Source organism: Pelotalea chapellei, assembly GCF_018531195.1.
GTDB lineage: Bacteria > Desulfobacterota > Desulfuromonadia > Geobacterales > Pseudopelobacteraceae > Pelotalea > Pelotalea chapellei.
The window spans coordinates 1-20127 of sequence record NZ_JAHDYS010000001.1 but is presented as its reverse complement, the minus strand read 5'-3'; the positions used below and the strand labels follow the sequence as shown (position 1 = coordinate 20127).

General features: G+C 52.1%; 21 protein-coding genes and 2 riboswitches. Of the genes, 18 read left to right on the top strand and 3 right to left on the bottom strand.

What is annotated here, in order from left to right:
* The first annotated feature begins 61 nt into the window (after positions 1–61).
* The 8 genes from KJB30_RS00105 to KJB30_RS00070 all read left to right on the top strand — a co-directional run bounded on the left by KJB30_RS00105 (position 62) and on the right by KJB30_RS00070 (position 7080).
* The gene (locus tag KJB30_RS00105; protein ID WP_246545393.1) at positions 62–349 is read left to right on the top strand and encodes a YheU family protein; all 288 of its coding nucleotides are present in this window, start codon (positions 62–64) and stop codon (positions 347–349) included.
* 177 nt (positions 350–526) lie between these two features.
* On the top strand, positions 527–997 hold the full coding sequence (locus tag KJB30_RS00100) for an endonuclease domain-containing protein (protein ID WP_367618899.1): 471 nt from the start codon (positions 527–529) through the stop codon (positions 995–997).
* A gap of 64 nt (positions 998–1061) precedes the next feature.
* Positions 1062–1295, top strand: a complete 234-nt coding sequence (locus KJB30_RS00095; protein ID WP_437179709.1) for a hypothetical protein — start codon at positions 1062–1064, stop codon at positions 1293–1295.
* 204 nt (positions 1296–1499) lie between these two features.
* A riboswitch (cyclic di-GMP riboswitch) is annotated at positions 1500–1586 on the top strand.
* Positions 1557–3077 (top strand): FAD-binding oxidoreductase, encoded by a 1521-nt coding sequence (locus KJB30_RS00090; RefSeq protein ID WP_214295901.1) that lies wholly within the window; start codon positions 1557–1559, stop codon positions 3075–3077. It overlaps the preceding riboswitch by 30 nt.
* Before the next feature lie 471 nt (positions 3078–3548).
* On the top strand, positions 3549–4805 hold the full coding sequence (locus tag KJB30_RS00085) for a hypothetical protein (RefSeq protein WP_214295900.1): 1257 nt from the start codon (positions 3549–3551) through the stop codon (positions 4803–4805).
* Positions 4798–5427: a 3'-5' exonuclease gene (locus tag KJB30_RS00080; RefSeq protein WP_214295899.1), complete on the top strand. Its 630-nt coding sequence runs from the start codon at positions 4798–4800 to the stop codon at positions 5425–5427. Before KJB30_RS00085 ends, KJB30_RS00080 begins: the two co-directional genes overlap by 8 nt.
* Before the next feature lie 211 nt (positions 5428–5638).
* Complete coding sequence (locus tag KJB30_RS00075; RefSeq protein WP_214295898.1) at positions 5639–5878, top strand: helix-turn-helix domain-containing protein; 240 nt, start codon at positions 5639–5641, stop codon at positions 5876–5878.
* A complete protein-coding gene (locus KJB30_RS00070; RefSeq protein WP_214295897.1) occupies positions 5875–7080 on the top strand; it encodes a type II toxin-antitoxin system HipA family toxin in 1206 nt (401 codons plus the stop codon). The genes KJB30_RS00075 and KJB30_RS00070 overlap by 4 nt, the downstream gene beginning before the upstream one ends.
* A 120-nt stretch (positions 7081–7200) precedes the next feature.
* Here KJB30_RS00070 and KJB30_RS00065 read toward each other — a convergent pair whose 3' ends face one another.
* Positions 7201–8502: an NAD(P)/FAD-dependent oxidoreductase gene (locus KJB30_RS00065; protein WP_214295896.1), complete on the bottom strand. Its 1302-nt coding sequence runs from the start codon at positions 8500–8502 to the stop codon at positions 7201–7203.
* Positions 8503–8687: 185 nt separating this feature from the next.
* Between KJB30_RS00065 and KJB30_RS00060 the strand changes: the two genes are divergently transcribed.
* The 8 genes from KJB30_RS00060 to KJB30_RS00025 all read left to right on the top strand — a co-directional run bounded on the left by KJB30_RS00060 (position 8688) and on the right by KJB30_RS00025 (position 17701).
* A complete protein-coding gene (locus KJB30_RS00060; RefSeq protein WP_367618898.1) occupies positions 8688–9545 on the top strand; it encodes a nitroreductase family protein in 858 nt (285 codons plus the stop codon).
* 286 nt (positions 9546–9831) lie between these two features.
* A riboswitch (cyclic di-GMP riboswitch) is annotated at positions 9832–9907 on the top strand.
* Positions 9908–9982: 75 nt separating this feature from the next.
* The gene (locus tag KJB30_RS00055; RefSeq protein ID WP_214295895.1) at positions 9983–11611 is read left to right on the top strand and encodes a methyl-accepting chemotaxis protein; all 1629 of its coding nucleotides are present in this window, start codon (positions 9983–9985) and stop codon (positions 11609–11611) included.
* Between the two features lie 73 nt (positions 11612–11684).
* Positions 11685–12521: a hypothetical protein gene (locus tag KJB30_RS00050; protein WP_214295894.1), complete on the top strand. Its 837-nt coding sequence runs from the start codon at positions 11685–11687 to the stop codon at positions 12519–12521.
* Positions 12518–13249 (top strand): DUF2726 domain-containing protein, encoded by a 732-nt coding sequence (locus KJB30_RS00045; RefSeq protein WP_214295893.1) that lies wholly within the window; start codon positions 12518–12520, stop codon positions 13247–13249. The genes KJB30_RS00050 and KJB30_RS00045 overlap by 4 nt, the downstream gene beginning before the upstream one ends.
* Before the next feature lie 361 nt (positions 13250–13610).
* Positions 13611–14615 (top strand): Lcl C-terminal domain-containing protein, encoded by a 1005-nt coding sequence (locus KJB30_RS00040; RefSeq protein WP_214295892.1) that lies wholly within the window; start codon positions 13611–13613, stop codon positions 14613–14615.
* Positions 14616–14793: 178 nt separating this feature from the next.
* On the top strand, positions 14794–15036 hold the full coding sequence (locus KJB30_RS00035) for a TIGR03905 family TSCPD domain-containing protein (protein WP_214295891.1): 243 nt from the start codon (positions 14794–14796) through the stop codon (positions 15034–15036).
* A 386-nt stretch (positions 15037–15422) separates the two neighbouring features.
* Positions 15423–16433, top strand: a complete 1011-nt coding sequence (locus KJB30_RS00030; protein ID WP_246545392.1) for an NAD-dependent epimerase/dehydratase family protein — start codon at positions 15423–15425, stop codon at positions 16431–16433.
* Positions 16430–17701, top strand: a complete 1272-nt coding sequence (locus KJB30_RS00025; RefSeq protein WP_367618897.1) for a hypothetical protein — start codon at positions 16430–16432, stop codon at positions 17699–17701. The genes KJB30_RS00030 and KJB30_RS00025 overlap by 4 nt, the downstream gene beginning before the upstream one ends.
* A gap of 193 nt (positions 17702–17894) precedes the next feature.
* Here KJB30_RS00025 and KJB30_RS00020 read toward each other — a convergent pair whose 3' ends face one another.
* Positions 17895–18272, bottom strand: a complete 378-nt coding sequence (locus tag KJB30_RS00020) for a PH domain-containing protein (protein ID WP_214295889.1) — start codon at positions 18270–18272, stop codon at positions 17895–17897.
* Positions 18273–18476: 204 nt separating this feature from the next.
* Between KJB30_RS00020 and KJB30_RS00015 the strand changes: the two genes are divergently transcribed.
* Positions 18477–18863, top strand: a complete 387-nt coding sequence (locus KJB30_RS00015) for a hypothetical protein (RefSeq protein WP_214295888.1) — start codon at positions 18477–18479, stop codon at positions 18861–18863.
* Positions 18864–18977: 114 nt separating this feature from the next.
* Entirely contained in the window at positions 18978–19604 is a 627-nt protein-coding gene (locus KJB30_RS00010) for a uracil-DNA glycosylase (RefSeq protein ID WP_214295887.1), read from the top strand.
* Here the strand turns inward: KJB30_RS00010 and KJB30_RS00005 are convergent.
* Positions 19601–20002, bottom strand: a complete 402-nt coding sequence (locus KJB30_RS00005; protein ID WP_214295886.1) for a hypothetical protein — start codon at positions 20000–20002, stop codon at positions 19601–19603. The two genes, KJB30_RS00010 and KJB30_RS00005, sit on opposite strands and share 4 nt — an antisense overlap.
* Positions 20003–20127 lie beyond the last annotated feature (125 nt).

The following is a 20127-nucleotide window of genomic DNA, read 5'->3' as shown; positions in this document are numbered from 1 at the left end:
CATACCATCATTAGGAATGTGTGCTAAAGTGCCGAGCAAGGTTGAGACAGGCGGAAAACAAATGACAGAAAACAGTGGCAGAAACATGAAGGAGCATCACAGCATGACGCAACAACGCCAGACCGATTATCAGGAAGAAGGGGTAGAAATACCGCTTGAGAGGATCAATCCGGACACGCTCCGCAATCTTATCAGTGAGTTTGTAACCAGAGAGTGGGAGGAATTAGGAGCTGTGAGTTACACCCTTGACCAAAAGATCGAGCAGGTGCTGCGGCAGTTGCGGGAAAAGCGGGCCAGGGTGGTGTTTGACGCTACGTCAGGTACTTGCAATATTGTGGAGTGTCGTTGAACTGAATCTTCCTTGGGGGCTCACGACACGCGGCGCACTGCCCCCCAACCTCCTCCCAGCTTGGTGAGGAGCTTGCTTCTCGTCCCCTCCTCCAGCGGGGGAGGGTTAGGGAGGGGGCGCAGGTAAGAGGTGGTGAGGGGTAGTTAGGACAGGTTCAGAAGCAGCCAGGAGGAAGATGTGAAGACCAGAGAAGAGGAGATAACAGTCTCTGTTACAAATCATTTCATTCCCGTACCGGTCCCCTTGCCGTTACTCAAATCCGCCCGTGCCCTGCGTAGCACAATGACCGACGCCGAGCAACTGCTATGGTATTGCCTGCGCCGCAAGCAACTAAGTGGCTTCCGCTTTCGCAGGCAGCATCCTGTCGAACGGTTTGTTCTCGATTTCTACTGTTATGAAACCAGATTGGCGATAGAAATTGATGGCGGGCAGCACAATGAACCGAACGCAAAGTACAGAGACATGGCACGCACTGAATTTCTGTCGTGCCGTGGTATTCAGGTGTTGAGATTCTGGAACAATGATGTTTTTAACAATCTGGAAGCGGTGTTGCAGAGGATCTATGAGGTGCTGATGGAGCGGGCAGGGGAACAGGCACCCGCAGAACCGCCCCCCTCCCAACCTCCCCCCGCTGGGGGGAGGAGCTAGTGTTACCTCTTTTAGTGGGAGGGGGTAAGGGAAGATTCAAAACCTCGAAATAATGGGAGCAGACATGGCAAAAGGATATCTGGCACACAAGGAACGCTTGGAAGAGATCAGCGGCTTTGGCAAAGGGATCGGCAAGCGGGCAGGGTTCGCGTGTGAGTGGTGCGGCAGCAAGGAAGATCTGCGGGTATGGGATCAGCAGCCTGACCTGGCTCCCGGGATGGAAACTCTGGCCTTGTTATGTCAGCGCTGCCCGGGTGCTGGCTCGCTGCAAGGAGTCATGGGTTCGGGAGGCGATTGAAGAAAGTTTTATAGATGAAGCGGTCAAGACTGAGCTGTTAACATAGGCTGGCGAAGGCGCCATGAGTCCAGGCAAGCCGGGCGCTGAACGATATCGATTACGGTAACGGAATCACACATAATGCAGGTGCTTTACAGGGTGACGCTAAAAATTGCGGAGGGGCCTTTACAACTCCTGATGTTGGGTTACACTTAAATCAGCCTGTTTCCGAAAAGGTAAAACTGGAAGAAATTCCAGAGGCACAAAGCTCATGGACCGGTTATGAAAATAACAGGTAGCCGAGCTACCGAAGAAACAGGTGAAAATCTGAAAGCCGTCCATCACTGGGCGGCTTTTCTTGTATCAGCAGCAGACAGGCGGAGAGCTGTCCATTATCGAGAAAAGGGGGTTCGTATGGTGAGCCTGCAGAGCGAAGTGGTTTCAGAACTGAGGTCGAAGGTAAAGGGCGAAGTGCTGCTGCCGGGCGAGTCGGGCTATGACGCTGCGCGCACCATCTGGAACGCCATGATTGATCGCAAACCCGCTATCATTGTGCGTTGTGCTGCTGTGGAGGACATCGTGCATTCCCTGGCCCTTGGGCGCGACCATGGTTTGCTGGTCTCGGTGAAAGGTGCCGGCCACAATATTGCCGGCAACGCGGTCTGCGATGGCGGCTTGATGATAGATCTTTCTGCCATGAATTCAGTGCAGGTTGATCCTGAGACGCGCAGAGCCAATGTGGCACCGGGCGCCACACTGGCGAACTTTGACCACGAAGCCCAGAGATACGGTTTAGCTACTCCCTTGGGAATCAACTCGACTACCGGTGTGGCCGGGCTGACCCTTGGGGGCGGTTTCGGCTGGCTTACCCGCAAGTATGGTATGACAGTGGATAATCTGATCTCAGCAGATGTGATCACCGCTGACGGCATATTGCTGCGGGCCAGTGATCAGGAAAATCAGGAGCTCTTCTGGGCCATTCGTGGGGGAGGCGGAAACTTCGGCGTGGTAACTAATTTCGAGTTCAAACTGCATTCGGTTGGACCGGAGGTATTGAGTGGTTTGATCGTCTTCCCCTTTGATCAGGCTCAGGACCTGCTTAAAAAGTATCAGGAGTATGTGGACCAGATCCCGGAGGAGTTGAGCGTGTGGGCAGTCATGCGCCACGCACCGCCGCTTCCCTTCCTGCCCCCGGAGGTTCACGGTAAGATGGTTGTTGTCTTTCCCTTCATTCATTTGGGTGACATTGAGGAGGGACGGCGCGCCATTGAGCCGTTGCGTAATTTTGCTCAGCCTTACGGTGAGCACATCGGGTTGCAGCCTTTCACAGCATGGCAGAAAACCTTTGATCCACTGCTTGCACCCGGGGCGCGTAATTATTGGAAATCACATAATTTTGTCACGCTGAGTGACGGTGCTATTGAGGCGCTGGTTGCCTACGCTGGCAGACTACCCGGACCCCAGTGCGAGATCTTTATCGGGCTGATCAGCGGTCAGGCAAATCGGGTGGCACCGGAAGCTACCGCCTATGCCCACCGGAATATCAAATACGTACTCAATGTCCATTGCCGATGGGAGCAGCCACAAGATGACACGCGTTTCATTTCCTGGGCGCGTGAGTTCTTCAATGCCACTGCTTCCTTTGCCACCGGCGGCGTGTATGTCAATTTTCTTACCCAGGACGAAACCGACCGTACCCAGGCGGCCTATGGAGCTAATTACAAACGCTTGGTTCAGCTGAAGCAGACTTATGACCCGAACAACCTATTCCGCATGAACCAGAACATCAAACCAAGCCTTTAAAAGGTTGTTGAAAAACAGCCATCTCGCCGCTGTCCTCGAAAGCCACCTTGTGACTTCGGCCTGTGGCCTCACCCTTCGGGCGCCTTCGCGGTCCACTTTCACACGTGAAAGTGTGCGGCGGATTAAGTTCATGCCTCCGCGGGGCTTCCTGCGGGTGCGACGATCTGACTATTTTTGAACAATCTTGAGTATTTCAACAGCATCTTAAAGATTGGTTTTCTTCGCGTCTTAGCGTCTTAAGCGAAGCGAGCGAGAGAGCAGTTGAAAGACTTCTCACGCGGAGCCGAAAAGCCGCTAAGAGAAGCAAGACGCTAGACTGTCTCTTTAATCAAAGAATTGCCTTTATTAACCTCCCATGGTAGAAGCAACATCTTCATGATGGATGCAGGGGCGGGTTCCACACCTGCTCGGTTTATGACTCCCCAGTCCGCTTTCCGTCCTTTCATATTTTAATTATCCCGGAATTTTTCCATGAGATCTTTTGCCAACCTGTTTTTAATCCTGTTTATTGCCGACGGCGGCTTTTCCCTGGTGGATGAGCTTGTAATCCTGCTTACCAGGCTGATGCCCTTTACCGCCCTGAGAGAACTGCTGGCCAGTTCGGTCATCCTTCTTGCCATTCCGCTCTACGTTATTCTCGGCATCGATCGGCGGCTGCCCAAGCGTGTTTTCCTCCCCCTGATCCTGTTTGCACTGCTCTGCCCTTTCTCTACATGGCTTTTCCCAGCTCTGGCCGACTTAAAGACCTACGGTTTGATCGTTTCCATCATGCAGGTCCTGCTTGGCATGCTTCCCCTCCGCTATTTCCGGCAGGGGGAGGAACGCTGTGTCACCATGCCGCCGGAACTATTTGCCGGCCCGTTTTTCAGCTTGAGAAATACCCTGCTTTACAGCGCTGCCAGTCTCGTTGTGGTTCCCATGATGCTGATACTGGTTGTACTTACCACTGTCGATGCCTACATGGCCGAAGGTACCTCCGGTTTCATGCGCCTTGGTCCCGACGGATTGCACATGTCCGAGAGGGTCTACCGGCGCAATAACCAGACGGTGCGGCTGTCAGGCATGATTCATGTGGGTGACAGAGACTATTATAACCAATTGGCAAATTCGATTGCGCCAGGTCGCATGCTTATACTGGCCGAAGGAGTCAGCGACACCGGACAGAAGCTGACCAACAAAATCGATTACGGCAAAGTAGCCGGTATTCTGGGGCTGACATCCCAGCAGGAGATGCGGTTTCGGGGCAGGCTGATCGACGCAAAAGACCTTGATAAGCCGCTTTCCAAAAGTACGGGAGATGTTCGACAGGCGGTTCCCGACATATTGAGGGCTGATGTGGATCTTAAAGATTTCAGATCGCCGACCCTCCTGTTTCTGGATGCTTTCGGAAAGCACCTGCAGGAGAGCCGCTCGTTCATACAAGGAATTCTGGCGCTCAACGCCTGGGGAGAGAAGAACATCACCCCGGCAATGTACGAGATTATCATGGACGACATTCTGCACCGCAGGAACATGACGGTGGTGCGTCATCTTGACAAGGCCCTGGTACGTTACGATACCCTGCTTGTTCCCTGGGGAGCCTTGCATATGAAAGAGATCGAGGCGGAGGTTCTCAAGCGGGGATTCATCCTGCAGGAAAAGCGGGAACGCACCAGCATCGATTTCTTGAAAATGCTCCAGGGAAAGAAGGTAGGCGGCAATGCTGTAACGAGTAAGCGGAATGGGTAATTACAGCGTTGTGGTACTCGATTTCGAGACCACCGGTCTTTCACCCAATAATGGCGATCGGGCCATAGAGATCGGGGCTGTTCTGATCGAGAATAATCGGATCGTGGACCGTTTCCAGAGCCTGATGAATCCGGGGATGAAAATCAGCCGCTTCATCGAGGAGTATACCGGCATCACCAATCAAATGCTGCAAGCCGCCCCCTCCATAATCCAAGTGATGCATAAATTCGCCGCTTTCATGGCCAGGCATCATCTGGTTGCCCACAATGCCTCCTTTGACAGCCGTTTTCTCGATGCCGAACTGCAGCGCATCAATCACACACGCTGCCAGGAATTTGCCTGTTCACTGCTGCTTTCCCGCCGCCTGTATCCCGAATCCCCCGGTCACAGCCTGGAAACCCTGGTTCGCCACAAGAGCCTCACCACGGATGGAGTACACCACCGGGCCCTTGCCGATGCCGAAATGACCGGTCACCTCTGGATGGGTATGATTGATGACCTCAAAGCAGACTACAACCTGAAGCAGGTACCTTTCCAACTGTTGCAGCAGCTCTCAAAAGTATCCAAGTCCGCTGCGCCTGTCTTTCTGCAGCGTGCAGCCGAGAAGCAGCGGCAGGGGTAGGGCATACTCGATTTTTCTCGAGCACATTGAACCAATATCTTCCTGACTACACAATGCCATAACTCTCCTCTCACTCGGCCAGCCGCTTCGTCGGCCATGCTCACCTCTCTGTGACCAGTTCCTGTCGTTACCGATAATTGAAGGCACAATAGTTTCGTATGTAAAACAATTAGTGGTTGAATGGGTATAATGTTTCATATAGAATACATTCATGCTATTCGAAATCGGAGAAGAAATACGCAAAGAGCGCAAGCGTCTGAAGATATCCCAGGAAAAGATGGCAAAGGACCTGGGAATGAGCCGTGCTACGATCAGCCAGATCGAATCGGGAACCGTCCAGGAGGTTGGCGTCCGCAAATTGATCAGGATACTGGAGTATCTCAGCCTGGAATTTCGAGTCCGACCGGCAGGGGCTCCGCCGACACTGGACGAGCTTAGGGGCGGGAAATGAGTGCTAATACTTTGGCCGTATGGGCCGCTCATCGTCGGGCGGGTCTTCTGGATCAGACTTTGGACCAGCGCCAGTATGTCTTTGCCTATGATCAGGCCGCAGAGTCTTCAGTTGCCCAGGTGTCGCTTACCATGCCGGTGCGGTTGGAGAGCTGGCTGAGCAGAGATCTTCACCCGATTTTTCAGATGAATCTCCCGGAAGGGGCGCTGCTTGAGGCTATCCGACGCGCAATCGCCAAGCTTACCGGAGAAGATGACCTGAATATTCTTCGCGTTACCGGTGGCAACCAGATCGGTCGGAACCGCTTTTCCCTGCCGGAGGATGCGGCTCCCGGCATTGTGGAAACAGCCGAATCGCTGGAGGAGTTGCTATCCTACCCGGACACTGAAGAACTGTTTCACGACCTGGTAGGGAAGTATGCCCTCAGGTCCGGGGTTTCCGGCGTGCAGCCAAAGGTTATGCTGGATGCGACGGAGCGAGGGACAGCTGCCGTTGGTGGTTACATTGTGAAATCGTGGGGAGCCGACTTTCCACAGTTGGCGGCAAACGAATTTTTTTGCATGACAGCGGCCAAGCGGTCAGGTTTGCCGGTGCCGGAATTTCATCTATCGGAAAACGGCGGGCTGTTCGTGATGAAGCGGTTCGATCTGACTGATTCTGACGGCTCCTCCCTTGGCTTCGAGGACATGTGTGCCCTGCAGGCTTTGGGCACCGACCAGAAATACGGTAGTACCTATGAACGGGTTGCGCGGTCCATCAAAGACTTCGTATCAGGAGAGTTCCTGCGGACAGCCCGTGAGCAATTCTTTTCCTCACTTGTGCTCTCTTGCATGATACGAAATGGCGATGCCCACCTGAAAAATTTCGGTGTGCTGTATGAGCGCCCCGGGCAACCGGTCCGATTGGCGCCCGTGTACGATATGGTGACGACCGTTGCCTATATCCCCCGAGATGTTCCTGCTCTCTCCCTGGCAGGCACCAAGAAGTGGTGGCCACGGAAGAACCTGGAGAAATTTGCGGTAACACACCTGGCATTGTCGGTGGGTAAGGTCGGGCAAATTTTCGAACAGGTGGCGGAGGGGGTGAACGATACCCGTGGCATGCTGACTGAGTACCTGGAGGAGCACCCGGAGTTCCGGGAAGTGGGCAGCCGAATGCTGGCTGTTTGGAACGAGGGAGTGGCGGAAACTTTTTCTGGATGAGTTCAGCAGATTTCATTCCAAAGATTGGTTAAAAAAAGCTTGTTTCACGCAACGAAGTACCAGAATTAAGCGCTTTAAGCGACGAAATATTTTTTCTGAAAAAACAATCTTGCCTGTCTCTTAAGGTTCTCGTTGCGTCGTCTGCCGTAATCCCACAATTCCCTCTGCTGCCCTGATTCCGCTGGCCCAGGCGCCGGTTATGCCGCGTGAAGTTCCCGCTCCGTCCCCAACCATGAAGATGTGCTCGCACACCCGGAAATGCTCGTCGTTGAAGGCCGGCTTGTTGGCGTACATCTTGATCTCCGGGTAATACATGATCGTGCTCGGGTGGAGGATTCCGGGGATGATCGTGTCGAGTTTTTTCATCGCTCCCCAGATGTGGCGCATGATCTTGGCCGGTACCGCCAGTCCCAGATCGCCGGCAGTCACCGGGCAGGTGGGGCGGAACGCTGAGTAGAGGTCATCGTTGAATGTTTCCGCGTTGGATCTTTTCCCCATTCTGAAGTCGCCCACTCGCTGCATGAGCGGCTTGCCGCCGCCGATCTCGTAGGCTAATCGTCCCAGGTAGACCGCCATCTGTTGTCCGCTGCGCACCGGATCTTTCAGCCCGATGGTCTTGAGCAACGCGAAATTCACCAGGTTGTTTGCCGTCTGCTCCTCGGAGAGGGCGTGGCCGTTGACCAGGCTGAAATCCTGGTATTTCTCGATTATCACCCGTGCATGGCCCGAGTTGGTACAGAAGGTCCTGACTCCATCGGGAAAGAAGAATTTCGGGTCGTAGTAATCCCGGACAATGGGGTAATTTTCCAGGGTGGTCTCGATGCGGACACCAATGTCCACGTGATTATCAACGTAGGCAATCTTCAGGCGCTCCATGATCTGTTGCAGAAAGCTGAAGCCCTTACGACCCGGCGCAACGATCACGTTATTCCCGTAGACCCGCTCGGCCTCCCCAATGGTGATCCCTGCGCCACTCTCATGCTCAAAGACATCTGTCACCTCCTTGCCTAACACGATGGTGACACCGCGCGCCGTAAGCTCGGACATCATCCGATCGATCAGGAGCCTGCTCCTGTCCGTGCCCACATGGGCCTGCCGAATATCCAGCAAAGTCACGCCGATCCGCTGTGCGCGCTTGCGGTAGATCTCCAGATTCTGCTTTTCCTTGATCGTCGGCTGCAGCTTCTCCTCCACCAGCGGCAATAGCCGCTCGGCCTCCGCTCTGGTCCAGTTCTCCTCCGCGAACCCGGTCGGGTAGGTGTAGTTCTGCTTGCAGTCGTTCAACAGCCCGCCGGAACAGATCTTCTCCCGGTCGATCATCAGGATTGAAAGGGAGGGGTTGAGGTCGCTGAGATGAAATGCAGCCCCAAGCCCGGCCGGGCCGGTCCCGATGATGATTACGTCGTAGCGTGCGGAAGTCATGTGTGACTCTCCTTGGTTAAGGCAGGTTGTCAGATGTGATCGGTAGCAGGCTCAGGCTGCCGGGGGGAGTATACCATATTGGACGGGACCTGAGGGTTCTGTGAGAGGTTGGCAGATGATGCGCATTCCGTCCGCTGTGTGTAGTATTAAACTGTGGCATACCAATTGCCATGAAAGAGACAGCTGTGATAACCATACTGAATTTATGGTCTAAAAGGAGTAATCGAATGCTTGATTTCAACATAGACACACAGAAATGCACCAGCTGCGGCCACTGCGCGGCAGACTGTCCGGCACGCATCATCTCCATGACAGACGGCCTGCCTGCTATCGCTCCGGAGAAAGAGGCCAGCTGCTACCGCTGTCAGCACTGTCTGGCGATCTGCCCCACGGCTGCCCTCTCGATACTCGGGCTCAAACCGGAGGCGAGTCTGCCAGTAGCCGGTGTCGATCCCGATCAATTGGAGCTATTGATCAAGGAACGCCGTTCGGTGCGCCATTACCGGGACGAGAACCTGGAACCGGCCCTGCTGCAGCATCTGCTGGAGGTGGCCTGGTATGCCCCCACCGGTGTCAACTCGCGACAGGTCCGCTTCACAGTGGTGGATGATCGTGTCAAGCTCGCCGCCCTGCGGAGTCAGATCATGGAGGGCCTCGGCCGACTGGTGCGGGAGGAGGCGCTGCCCGAGGGGCTCGGCTTTTTTGCGGATTTTGTCCGGCTATGGGAAGAAAAGGGGGTAGATACACTCTTTCGAGGTGCACCGCACTTCCTGGTGGCCTCGGCCCCACAAGACACGCCGTGCCCGCTGCCCGACTGCCTGATTGCCCTCTCGTACTTCGAGCTGTTCGCCCAGGCTAATGGGGTGGGCACCGTCTGGGACGGTCTGGCCAAAATCGCCATTGAGACCCTGGTGCCTGAAGCTCGCCACGCACTCGGCATTCCAGACGATCATCTGTTCGGCTATGCCATGGCCTTTGGCCGGCCCGCGATCAGTTATGCCCGCACCGTGCAGCACGGACCGGCACTGATTCATCGTATCTGAGGGATTATGATTAACTTTTAGCCTCACGAAACTTCCTCGAAAAAGCCGGATTTTGAAAGAATCAGAGTCAACAGCAGTGAAAGACTTGTATGGTTTTAGTCTTTAAATCGTGAGGTAATCGTGAGGCTGAAAGGATTTAATTTTAAGGTTTTGTAGTCCTTTTGGCGTCTCTGCGGCTCCGCGTGAGGTGGTTTTAAGCCCCAGCTTTTAGTCTTACGAAACAATTGTTAGAACCCTTGATTTTGATAATTAAAAGCGTATGGTAAGAAAAAATTTAATTAGTTTGTCACCGAAAGGGTAAAGCCAGGGAAACCTGGTGGCGCAAAGCTACCTGTCCTGTAAAGGATAGAGGGGCTGTCGAAGTGGCGGTAAAACTTTGAGCCTACCCATGTGATCATGAGTAGGCTTTTTTTATTTCAAGGCAAGGAGGAATTCAGATGAAGAGTTCAAACGTTAAGGTCGGAATCAGGCTTGGTGTTGGATTTGGAATTGTCCTCGTATTACTGGTGATCTTAGGCGTCTTTTCCATTGCCCGTTTATCATCAGTTAACAGTGAAGTTCAACAAGTAACCGATGATCACTGGCCCAAAGTTAAGGCACTCGCAGAGGTGAAAGACAATGTGAATGTCATTGCCCGATCCATGCGAAACATGATCCTTACCAGTGACCCCGCCGAAGTTCAAAAAGAGGAGAAAAGAATCCAGGATGCACGTGAAGTTATTGGAAAGAGGCTTGAAGAAGTAGGTAAAACCATCACATCGAATGAAGAAAAAGCCTTGATGACAAAGGTTCTCGATAGGCGACCGGCTTATATAACCTCTCAAAAACTGGTTATTGAATTGATTGAAAGCAATAAGCGGGATGAAGCCGTAAAAGAACTTTTCGGCAGTGTTCGCAAATCACAGGGTGAGTATTTTGCCGCACTGGATGAGCTTATAGCATTGCAGGGCAAAGCGATGGACCAAGAGGGCGATACTGTTGAGGCATCAGTTAAATCAACACGCACTTTAACAATCGCTCTCCTTGTATTCGCCAGCATACTTTCCGCCATCGTGGCAATAGCCATTACAAGAAGTATTACGCGTCCAGTGGCAGAGCTTGTGGCCGCAAACGAAAAACTGGCCGATGGTGACCTAACCGTTGCCATCACGGTCACAGGGGCTGATGAGATAGGTCAGCTGGCGGATTCCTCACGCCGGGTTATTGACAATTTGAAGGACATTCTTAACCAGGTGGCCAGCACTTCCAGCCAGGTCGCCTCCGCATCAAACCAGCTTCAGACTACAGCTGAACAGATTGCTACCGGTGCCGAAGAAGTTGCATCCCAAACCAGCACAGTTGCTACTGCAAGTGAAGAAATGGCTGCCACAAGTTCCGACATCGCCCGTAACTGCAGTATGGCTGCGGATAGCTCACGACAGACCAGTGCATCTGCCACTCATGGCGGTGCTGTCGTCCAGGAGACGATAGCTGGTATGGGCAGAATTGCAGAACGAGTCAGGCTATCCGCGACAACAGTGGAAAATCTGGGAGCACGCTCCGAACAGATCGGCGCAATCGTCGGTACTATCGAAGATATTGCCGACCAGACAAACCTGCTGGCACTGAATGCAGCCATAGAGGCCGCCCGGGCTGGCGAACAGGGCAGGGGATTTGCGGTTGTGGCAGATGAAGTGCGGGCACTGGCAGAACGAACAACCAGGGCAACACGGGAAATATCCGAGATGATAACCGCCATTCAAAAAGAGACGCAATCTGCCGTGCGGGCGATGGAAGAGGGAGTCGCAGAGGTTGAGAAAGGTGCGGCAAGTTCCCAAAAATCAGGCCATGCGCTGGATGAGATTCTTGCCCAGATCAATGAAGTAACTATGCAGATAAATCAGATCGCCACAGCAGCAGAAGAACAGACTGCAACAACTAGTGAGATAACGACCAACATTCAGCAGGTAACGGATGTGGTGCATGACACGTCCAGAGGGGCAAGTGAAACAGCCGCAGCAGCATCACAGTTGTCTTCGAATGCGCTTATTCTTCAGGATTTGGTTCGGCGGTTTAAGTTGGTGTAAGTAGGGCGCATGTTGGAGCGGGTATCGTAGGAGTTAGTGAGGGGGATGGTCGAATTACAATCCATTAGGTTGGATGATCAGTTCACGCGCGCGTGAAGTGCTCAAATACGAATTAGATCAAATTGAAAAAAGGCCATATAGACCAATGAAAAATCAATACGTCGCGGACATTAATGATTATCGGAAGTACGGACTTCTTCGCATCCTCTCTGGCAGCGGTAAGATCCGAACTGGTGTGTGTTGGATGCTCACCCCGAACGACGACCGCACTGATGGGCAATTCACTCGCTATTTGGATTCGCCGTGGAAGTGGAAGCAATACGATTCACTATTATTTGAGCACTTGGCTGACTGCATCCGGGACAATGAAAGGCATGTCAACCGCCTCGAGTCAATAGGCGTTCTCCAGAATGCAATCTATCACTGCGACTTACTCTCTGACATTCCGAAGGAGCGAGGTCGGTACTTTGAGGAAATGCTCGAGCGATTACAGGGAGTAGATTTGATATTCTTCGACCCAGATAATGGGCTCGAAATCAAATCGCGCCCTTACGGGCGAAAGCAATCATCGAAGTTCCTATATTGGCACGAATTGACCAATGCATTTAGTTCAGGCAAATCAATTCTTGTATATCAACATTTCATACGTGAGAACCGGGAGCAATTCATAACGCGCCTATCATTGGAGCTTTGCAGGCAACTCAACGCACCGGAAGTGCTCTCATTCCGGACTCCGCATGTTGTCTTCTTTCTTGTCTCACAACCACACCACGCACAACATTTTGAGGAGAGAGCTGCCGTGGTAGCAGAGCAGTGGCGCAAACAGATTCATGTTTCAACGCACAGAGTTCGCCCAGCAAAGGGCTTAGACCATGACCGCCAAAACTGGTCTGAAATGGATCAGGAATGAACCTTCTAATTATCATTGTATTGATTCTTGTGATTGCCGTTGTTCTTGCTGGCTTAAAGGCAAAGCAGCCGTCGAAGGCCGAAGGGCTTTCTTTTGAAAGCAGGGATATCCTCTTCACCCCGGCAGAACGCTCGTTTCTTGGCGTGCTGGAGCAGGCGCTGGACAGTCGTTACCGGGTGTTCGGCAAAGTCCGTCTCGGTGACCTTGTCAAGCCGGCCAAAGGGCTCTCGAAAAGCAAGCGCACTACAGCCCTGAACAGAATTAACCAGAAGCATCTGGATTTCGTAATCTGTTCGGTTGCTGATCTGTCTGTGATTGGAGTTGTTGAGCTTGATGATCAGTCCCATGCTCGGGAAGATCGTGCCGGGAGAGATGAATTTGTCGATCAGGCCTTGGCGAGTGCGAAGATTCTGGTTGCTCGATTCTCTGCCAAGAAGGGGTATGCGATTCAGGAGGTTCGGGCGAGGTTGGTCGAAGTATTCAAGCTTGCAGCTGAATCGCCTGTGCCGACTGCGGCAAAGACAGAGCCTTCTCCGGTACAGTCAGAAACCAAAGCAGTGGCTGCCCCGATATCTGCCAAGCCTGAAGAAGCAGTGCCAGTTTGTCCAAAATGTGCAGCGGCTATGGTGAAGCGGCAGGCAAAAACCGGTCCCCATGCTGGTAAATTGTTCTGGGCGTGTTCATCGTATCCTAAATGTCGGCAGGTGGTGGCGATAGAGGGGAATTAAGTATGATGCTCCCGGAACGGTCAGCCCGGAAGTGGTTTAAATTTGGGCGAAAGTCAAGTTAATCAACAAATAAACAACGTCCCCGGTTTTTGCCAAATGTTGGGTAAATGTCAAATTAATCAACAAATAAACAACGTCCCCGGTTTTTGCCGGTTTTTGCGTAAACAACGTCCCCGGTTTTTGCGGTTTTTGCATGCTCAGGAGTATCTGGCTGAACATCGTAGGGAATGGCGATTGTAGGCTTGCGAGCAGTTCTCTATTAAAAGGAGTAGGACTGTGGTGGGTGCTCATTAGGTCTTCGCGGGATATTTGTTATGTATGTTACTAGAATCATGATCTTCAGCATATGGAGAAAACGTAAATGAGATTAATGACCTTATGTATTGGTGTGTTTCTTCTTTTGACTTGTTCATGTTTTGCCATTGAAATAAAAAATGCTAAAGCTACCGTAATTGGCAGCAAAATCCACCTTTCATATGATTTATTTGGGAAACCAGGCGAGCGCCAGGCTAATGTTAAAGTAGCAGTAGTTTTTGATGAAGAGCGCTATTTGCCAGGTGTAATTCATCTATCCGGTGATTACGGTTCAAAAGTACCTGTTGGAAAAGGAAAAAACATCTACTGGGATTTATTAAAAGATATGCCGGCTGGATTTACTGGGCGCATAAAATGGGAACTTGATGCAGATCCTGAAATAAGCAATGATCCATTTAATATGCATGGACTAAGAGACAAAATTAAGAAGCCGATTGTTTCTGAGAGCACAGTCGCAGACCCAAAAACCAACCTCATGTGGTTAAGATCGCCGCTTACAGTAAAAAATGTAAAAAGTGCTGAAGGGGCTGCTGCCGTAGTAAGAAAGTTAAATCAGTCAACCTATTTAGGGTTCAGTGATTGGAGACTTCCCAAGAAAGATGAATTTGAGTCTCTGTTTAAGATGATTGAATTATATGGATATACATCTGGGCAGTCAGCTTTGACATACCTAACAAAAATTGGTTTTAATATTCCTGCTGAGTCAAAATTTTGGTCGGTTGATAAAAGCAGCGGAGAATTTAGTGGCAGAGAATTTTTTGTTTCTGGGACAGGTCAATATGCCGGCAGTAATTCTTCAAGTCGTAGTAATAGCCGGAGTATGAGAACAACAACTAACAACAATTATGGCGCTGGAGTTGCTTCAGGAAGTTTATCTATAAAACAAAGATCTGAAGATTACGGACTTTATGACTTAATAGTAGACACTAAAAATGGTTATTTTTATAAGTATAATGGTTCTGACACAGCAAAAATTTTAACAGTACGCGGAAATATTTCCACAGACATTTATTCGGTAAACACACAGGTAGATGTATCAATATCACCGTGATGTATCAGAACGAGCTTTCTTCTAAACTGAAGCCCAATCACAATTCGCTCGGTCGGACGGATTAAACGGATGGGTTCGGACCAAGCCAACTCACTAACATCATGAATCAAACAGGTCTTTTTACCTCCCCTTTTCATCCTTAAAAGGCATCTTTCCACTAGCAAAAAGGACTTTTAAAATGCAAATCAGTTACGAAACATCCGGCACCTGTGCCACGCAAATCAATATTGAGATAGAGGCCGGTATAATTGTCGACGTCGAGTTCATCAGAGGCTGTGCCGGTAACACCCAGGCAGTGGCTGCATTGGTCAAGGGGATGCCGGTAGCGGAGGCGGTGCGGCGACTGAAAGGCATCGCCTGCCAGGGTGATACCTCCTGTCCGGATCAACTGGCGCGTGCCCTGGAAACCGCTGCACCATAACTTTAGATACAGGCTTGTTAACGCAGAGTCGCAGAGGGCGCTGAGAGAACCACAAAAACTAGGGTAAGGCTTTAGTTTCAGGGTTTACTTCCCAATTAATAGAATAAGTCCCATCTCGTCAAAATCTCCCACAAACTAAACTACCCACCACAGCGCTTTCGGAGGTACTTCACATGCCCGACATCTGGTCCTCTCCAGCAGCCGTAGCCCGCCCAGCAAACTGCCTGACCGGGCTGACGCATTGACAGCATAGCGTGACATGGCGTATAAAAAGGGCCCCAAAATTGAGGCTCTGGAAGAGGGAGCAGAATCCCTTAAATCCGGAGCCTTTGTTTGTTTTCAATACATGACAGGATCGGTCATATAAAATCCGGCACGGAGTGCAATTGAGCGGAAAACGAATTTTCATTACGGGTATCGCAGGTTTTTTAGGGAGTCATATTGCGGAGAGGTGCCTGGCTGAAGGGTACCTGGTTGCGGGATGTGACAACCTGATGGGGGGCTATCTGGACAATGTTCCGGATCGCGCTCTGTTTCATCACATCGATTGCAATGATTTTGCGCCACTGGCCCCTTTGCTGAAAGACGTCGATATTGTCTACCATTGCGCGGCCACAGCCTATGAAGGCTTCTCCGTATTCAGCCCGCATCTGGTCACCCGCAACGTGGTCACGGCGACCAGTGGCGTTGTCTCCGCGGCAGCGGCCGGAGGTGTCAAACGCTTCGTGCTCTGTTCGTCCATGGCCAGGTACGGCACGAACAAAATTCCGTTTACCGAGGATATGGTGCCGGCTCCTCAGGATCCCTACGGCATCGCCAAATGGTGTGCGGAGAGGCTGCTGGCCAATATTGCCGAAACCCACGGTATGGAGTGGGTGGTGGCGGTTCCTCACAATATCATCGGGCCACGGCAGCGCTACGACGATCCTTATCGCAACGTGGCCGCTATATTCATCAACCTGATGTTGCAGGGACGCCAACCCTATATCTACGGGGACGGCAATCAGAGACGCTGCTTCAGTTTTGTCTCCGATGTGGTGGATCCGCTTTTGCGGATGGCCACAGACAACCGCTGTGTCCATGAGGTCATCAATATCGGCCCCGACGATGAGTTTGTCACCATCAACGTACTTGCCGCCACCATCGCCCGGCTCCTCGATTTCGATCTGCAGCCGAACCGGATCGAGGGACGCCCCCAGGAGGTTTTCTTTGCCAACTGCTGCGCCGACAAGGCCCGGCGACTGCTGGATTACCAGCCGAAGGTGAAACTCGAAGAGGGCTTGGCCGTGATGATCGACTGGATAAAATCTCGCGGACCCCGCCCATTTTTACACAATCTGGCGTTGGAAATAGACGGCCCCCTCGCGCCGAAAACCTGGTCGAAGAAGATCCTGTGACCAGGCTGCTTACTAACGAAACGGATGGCGGGGAGCTCACACGAAAGGCCGTCACTCTTTTGGCCGAGGCCACTGCATTGCAGGGAACGCTGCATCTGCCAGGAGTGCGCGATGATTATCGCTCTCGGCTGGAGCAGGTTGTTCTGTTGGCCACACAGGCGCTGGACAACGCGGGGGAGAGCCGAGAGGTTGCGTTGCTCCAATGGGTGCTGATTCAGGCTTTCGCGGCTCGGGCAGAGGATGCGCGCTATGGTGCCGGGCAGCTCTCTCGCGGTTCTCAGCGGGCGCCCACTCTGGAAGACTGCGAAGACGGCTGGCAGCGAGTAGAGCAGATCGCTGGCACTGCCGAAGAGGCGGCATTGGGGGCCGCAGGTTTTACCCGGCTACTTGATACGGCCAAAGCGAGAGCGATGGCCCGCAGAGCTGAGGTTGCTGCAAAAGCAGCCAGGAACATCGTCCTGGAGCGCAACCGTGCCTATACGTTCCATGCCGATCCCGGCTTTTCGTTTGGCGAAGGCTGGTACCTGGCAGCTGCGGCACTGTTTGCCGGCCTATCCATCCAGATCAGACCCGGCGCTGCCCAGGAAGTGCAGGCCAGACGATTCCTTTTCGATGCCGGGTTGGACGGAGCCCTTCGCCCCTATCGGTCTCGACCGGCAAGTCCCAAGCATCTGACGCATATCATTGCCGAGGCTTTTCGCGCTGACGCGCAAAAAGCACAGTGCACCCTGCGCGCAGCCTTTCTGGGTGACGAGTCGCCGTCGGCTGCCTTACTATCATGGATCGATGGCAAGGTGGGGGGGAAGCCGGAACAGAAGGTGCTGCTCTGGGTACGAACGGGTGACCACCATGTCCAGCGCAATACCTGTTTCGATGAGTTGCGTCAGCTTTCTGAACTGGTAGTGAATGCCGGGCTCACCCCCATCTTTTTCGGCGATAAAGTTCCTCTGGAGCTAGTTCCGCCAAGCGCAGTCAACCTGGCCCTGTGCTGGAAAGAAACGCTCTTCCAGGGGCCGGAGATGCGCCGGGCTCAACTGCAACTCTTTGAAGAGTTGCGATGCCGCCACGGCCTGGTGGGCCAGATTGGCGTGACCACTGCCGGCATGGACGGGCCGGCCCTTATGGGATTGCCCACCCTTTATCTCACACAGGAACGCAACGTCCGGTTGGGCAGGTGGGTGGGAGCCGTTCCGGGATATCAAGAGGTCGTGCGGGAGCCAGGCTATTTAGAAATCATTCGCACCACCCTGCATCAGTGGCAGCAGTAACCGCAAGTTCTTTTGGGGTTGCGCCGGTTATCCGAAGTGTAACGGAATTATAAAGATAGTGGATTAATTGCTTGGAATTCTAGGGACAGCAGAAACCATAAATACCCACCTCTCCGTCAATAAAAATAAAGGGTTACAGCGCTGATAACTGTAACCCTTTTGCTTTGGCGGTTCCTATGGTGTGATTCTGGTGCTACTTCAGCACATGGCCTGCAAGAACCTTCTGCACATCATAAATATTCACGTCTTTGTTGAACTTCTTCTCCAGTGGAATCGTGTCATTGCCAATCCAGAGCTTTAATTCCGCGTTGAGATCGAATTTCTCTCCTGTCTGAACGCTGAACTTTCGGATGCTGCCGTATGGGATTGACAAGTACTCTATCTGTCTGCCCGAAACTCCCTGTATGTCGATGAGAATCAATCTCTTGTTGGTGAACAGGAATGTATCCCTGAAGACCACAAAACCGGCATCAATGATTTCGCCGTCAGCAAGCAGTTGACCATACTCCGCATGGAACTTCCTGGTTTCAGCCGAACCTGCACTCTTCGTCTCTCCTGAAAAAAGGCCCATAAATCTTCTCCCTATTGCATGATCATTTCAAACTGTTCCGATGCGCTCGTGATTTCAGCCTCAATATATATCTTTCGACTTCATTTTCCAAATGATTGTCAAAACTTGGAGCAGGGGCTGCGGTTTAATGAGTTGTAAATTAGTTTGCTATCATGCTATAAATCCGAACCCTTTTTGTAAACACGCGAAAGATGGGGATTCTTGATGCCATTCGAGACAGAATATGATGAGTCATTGAAGCAACTGACCCGTGTCTGGTCCGGCGTCGTTACAGGCAAGGAGATTCTGGAATCTCATGACCTGGCGACGCATTATCTTTTAAACGGAGAGGGTGTCAGATACATAATTGCAGATTATTCAGCTGTGGAGCGGATTGAAACTTCCGCCGAGATGGTTAGGACTATAGCACTTAAGGATAAGGAAATCTCAGCTCAGGTGCCATATATCTATGCCGCAGTAATTGCATCAAACGATGCTGTTTTCGGTTTGATACGCATGTGGCAGACATACGTCGAGCAGGCAGGATTGGTCGTTGCCATATTCCGTACCAGGGCAGAAGGTGAAATTTGGTTGAATCAACATCGTAAATGATGTTCAGGGGTATCGGCAGAATGCGCCGCTATAGAGTGTTAAACAAAGGCTTGCAGTGATTACTGCAAGCCTTTAAATTTGAGCCATATTATTGCAGGGAAAAAAGAGGTAACCATGTCGTTAGCAGAACGTCTCATATCCACACTGCCGGTCGGGCTGCCGGATCTTTTCAATCCATGGCATGAACACTGTCCCCACGAGATCGCCGACGATGGTCCTGCTGCCCGATTGGAACGGCTGGCCCTGCATCTTGACTGTAATCCCGCCTTCATTCTGGTTGGCGAGGCTGTCGGTTACCAGGGCTGCCGCTACAGCGGCATCGCCTTTACCAGTGAACGCCTGCTCGGCGAAGGTTCCATCCCCCGCATACCGGCTCCGGCAGGGCGCCTGTCCATGCGTCGCCTGCCGTTCTCCGAGCCATCTGCAACCATTGTCTGGAAGACGCTCCAGAATCTCGGCATCGCCGAACGTACCATCCTCTGGAATGCCTTGCAGCTTCATCCCCACAAGCCAGGCAACCCCTGGTCCAACCGGACCCCCACACCACAGGAAATGGAATATGGAGCACCGGCTTTAAAACTGCTGATCAATTCCTTTCCGACAGCCAGAATCGTCGCTGTGGGCAAGAAGTCGGAAGGGCTGATGGTGAATATGGGAATAATTCCTGCGGCCACGGTCAGACACCCGGCCAACGGTGGGGCGACGCTATTTGCAGCCGGTATTGCTGAATTGATGCGTTAGCCTCCCGTCAATTCCTGCAGCAGGTAGATCTTCGGATTCAGATTTCGTACTGCGTCGATGATCTCCTTCAGGCGCTCTTCATCGACTCCTTCTTCCGTATCCGTCTCCTGAAAAAAAGGGTAGCCCTTTGGCAAGGGCAGATAAGAACCGTTTCGCAACAGAGAAACATCCACCATGTCGTTGACGCGCCCGGTGGCCTCCCACGCTTCTCGGTAGTTGAACTGGCGGGCTACCACCTGCAGTTCCATGCCGTTGGTGAAGACCGCTTTTACCTCAAAAGAGAAGTCCCGGGGAGCGCTATAGCTCTCAGTACGCCCCTGGCGCGCCATCGTCTCTGCCCCGGCCTTATTCAGCAGCTCCTGTACCGATTCAGCAGTCATTGGTTTGTATTCTTCCATTGTTTGTCCTTTGTTCTTCTGTACATTCTGTGATTTATCAGAACCTTTTGACCTTACCCCTACATTAAAACCAGGTTTAACTTAGGTTTTTCGGTCTTTTGTTCTTTTTCAATTATTTTTACAAA

What these genes read in the sequence shown, in the direction of transcription:
- KJB30_RS00105 (WP_246545393.1), top strand. Translation starts at nt 62, where the DNA reads ATGACAGAAAACAGTGGCAGAAACATGAAGGAGCATCACAGCATGACG.
- KJB30_RS00095 (WP_437179709.1), top strand. Translation starts at nt 1,062, where the DNA reads ATGGCAAAAGGATATCTGGCACACAAGGAACGCTTGGAAGAGATCAGC.
- KJB30_RS00090 (WP_214295901.1), top strand. Translation starts at nt 1,557, where the DNA reads ATGAAAATAACAGGTAGCCGAGCTACCGAAGAAACAGGTGAAAATCTG.
- KJB30_RS00085 (WP_214295900.1), top strand. Translation starts at nt 3,549, where the DNA reads ATGAGATCTTTTGCCAACCTGTTTTTAATCCTGTTTATTGCCGACGGC.
- KJB30_RS00080 (WP_214295899.1), top strand. Translation starts at nt 4,798, where the DNA reads ATGGGTAATTACAGCGTTGTGGTACTCGATTTCGAGACCACCGGTCTT.
- KJB30_RS00075 (WP_214295898.1), top strand. Translation starts at nt 5,639, where the DNA reads ATGCTATTCGAAATCGGAGAAGAAATACGCAAAGAGCGCAAGCGTCTG.
- KJB30_RS00070 (WP_214295897.1), top strand. Translation starts at nt 5,875, where the DNA reads ATGAGTGCTAATACTTTGGCCGTATGGGCCGCTCATCGTCGGGCGGGT.
- KJB30_RS00065 (WP_214295896.1), bottom strand. Translation starts at nt 8,502, where the DNA reads ATGACTTCCGCACGCTACGACGTAATCATCATCGGGACCGGCCCGGCC.
- KJB30_RS00055 (WP_214295895.1), top strand. Translation starts at nt 9,983, where the DNA reads ATGAAGAGTTCAAACGTTAAGGTCGGAATCAGGCTTGGTGTTGGATTT.
- KJB30_RS00050 (WP_214295894.1), top strand. Translation starts at nt 11,685, where the DNA reads ATGATCAGTTCACGCGCGCGTGAAGTGCTCAAATACGAATTAGATCAA.
- KJB30_RS00045 (WP_214295893.1), top strand. Translation starts at nt 12,518, where the DNA reads ATGAACCTTCTAATTATCATTGTATTGATTCTTGTGATTGCCGTTGTT.
- KJB30_RS00040 (WP_214295892.1), top strand. Translation starts at nt 13,611, where the DNA reads ATGAGATTAATGACCTTATGTATTGGTGTGTTTCTTCTTTTGACTTGT.
- KJB30_RS00035 (WP_214295891.1), top strand. Translation starts at nt 14,794, where the DNA reads ATGCAAATCAGTTACGAAACATCCGGCACCTGTGCCACGCAAATCAAT.
- KJB30_RS00020 (WP_214295889.1), bottom strand. Translation starts at nt 18,272, where the DNA reads ATGGGCCTTTTTTCAGGAGAGACGAAGAGTGCAGGTTCGGCTGAAACC.
- KJB30_RS00015 (WP_214295888.1), top strand. Translation starts at nt 18,477, where the DNA reads ATGCCATTCGAGACAGAATATGATGAGTCATTGAAGCAACTGACCCGT.
- KJB30_RS00010 (WP_214295887.1), top strand. Translation starts at nt 18,978, where the DNA reads ATGTCGTTAGCAGAACGTCTCATATCCACACTGCCGGTCGGGCTGCCG.
- KJB30_RS00005 (WP_214295886.1), bottom strand. Translation starts at nt 20,002, where the DNA reads ATGGAAGAATACAAACCAATGACTGCTGAATCGGTACAGGAGCTGCTG.